Here is a 1,627-nt window from a genome sequence, read left to right as displayed (position 1 = left end):
CCCGCGCCCCCTCACACCCCCTGCGGGTAAGTGAACAGCCCCTCCGGGTCGTACCGCTTCTTCACCTGGGCCAGGCGCGTCGTCGCCGAGCCGTAGTACGCCTGGCGCCAGTTGCTCAGGGACGGGTCCGTGTAGTTCTGGTACGCCGCCCCGGAGGCGTACGGGCGCATCGCCGCATGCGTGTCTTTCAGCCACTTCTGCTGGGCGGTGCCCGGGGTACCGGGGCGCCAGGCGCCGATGTACTGGGCGAGCATCCGGGAGCGGCGGTGGACGAACGCCGTGGCCCCGGGGTCCACCCGGTTGACCGCCCCGCCCAGCGCGGTCAGCGCGACCGAACCGCCGCCGCCCTGGCCCGGGGAGAGCCGGGTGAACGCCTGGACCGCGGAGAGCAGGGCCGAGACGCCCGCCGCGGGCAGTGCGCGGTCGTAGAAGTCGGAGGCGGCGGCGTACGTCTCGCGCTGGAGGGTGCCCTGTGAGGAGCGGCCCGGTGTGGTGCCCGGGAGGTGGCACTGCGCGTCCGTGATGCCCGAGCAGCCCGCGTACACGAGCATCGCCTCGCGGTAGCCGCGGCGGCGCAGCGAGACGGAGGTGGCGGAGGCGCCGATGCGGTCGGCGAGGCGGTCGACGGCGTTCTGCAGGTCCCCGTACGTGCCGAGGCTGAACGCCGAGACGGAGACCGTCGGGTTGCTGCCGCCGGGTCCGGCCGCGAGGTGCGCGGCGGACCAGATCTCGTCGGGCTGGGACGGGCCCCACTGCTGCCAGGCGGTGATGACGTCCCGGGCGCGCGACCACGGCCAGGACATGTACGCGGTGACGGTCCGCGGGGCGGTGTGCGTACGGAAGCGGAGCTTGGTGACGACGCCGAAGTTGCCGTTGCCCGCGCCGCGCAGGGCCCAGAAGAGGTCGGGGTTGTGTTTCGCGTCGGCGGTCACCGTGCGGCCGTCGGCGGTGACGAGGGTGGCGGAGGTGAGGTTGTCGCAGGTCAGGCCGTAGGCGCGGGTGGCGACGCCATGGCCGCCGCCGAGGGTGAGGCCGGAGATGCCGACCGTGGGGCAGGAGCCGCCGGGGATCGTCACGCCGTGCGCGGCGAGTCCTTCGTAGACGTCGAGGAGCTTGGCGCCCGCGCCGATCGTGCCGTTGCTCTCCACGCGGGAGAGTGACGAGACGTCAATGACCAGGCGGCCGTTGCCGCTCGACCAGCCGGCGTACGAGTGGCCGCCGTTGCGGATCGAGACGGGTACGGACGTGCGGCGGGCGAAGGCCAGGCACTCGCGGATGTCGTCCTCGTGCCGGACGTAGGCGATCCCGGCCGGTTTCTGGCCGTCGAAGCGGGTGTTGTAGAGCTGACGGGCCGTCGGGTACGCGGTGTCGCCGGGGCGGATCAGGGTGCCGTCGAGGCTCTTGGCCAGGGCGGGCCAGTCCGCCGGGCCGGAGGGCTTGGACTTCGAGGGGGCCGGCGACGACGCGGACCTGGTGCGGGCCGGGGTGTCGCCGGGCGCCGGGTCCGTCGCGTCGGCGCCCTCGCAGGCGGTCGTGGTGGCGCCGGTGAGGACGGCGGCGGCGCCCGCCGCGAGGAGGGTGCGCCGGTTCGGCGGGGTCATCGGACCTCCGGTGTGGGGGAGAGGGG

At 74.4% G+C, this 1,627-nt stretch carries 1 protein-coding gene; it reads right to left on the bottom strand.

Annotation, left to right across the window (positions count from 1 at the left end; genetic code table 11):
* Positions 1 to 11: 11 nt before the first annotated feature.
* Positions 12 to 1,601 carry an FAD-binding oxidoreductase gene (locus EAO73_RS35630; protein WP_147975662.1) on the bottom strand — a complete coding sequence of 530 codons (1,590 nt, stop codon included), beginning with the start codon at positions 1,599 to 1,601 and terminating at the stop codon, positions 12 to 14.
* Positions 1,602 to 1,627 lie beyond the last annotated feature (26 nt).

This window comes from Streptomyces sp. col6, from assembly GCF_008042035.1.
Classification (GTDB): domain Bacteria; phylum Actinomycetota; class Actinomycetes; order Streptomycetales; family Streptomycetaceae; genus Streptomyces.
This window is presented reverse-complemented; position numbering and strand designations above follow the sequence as displayed.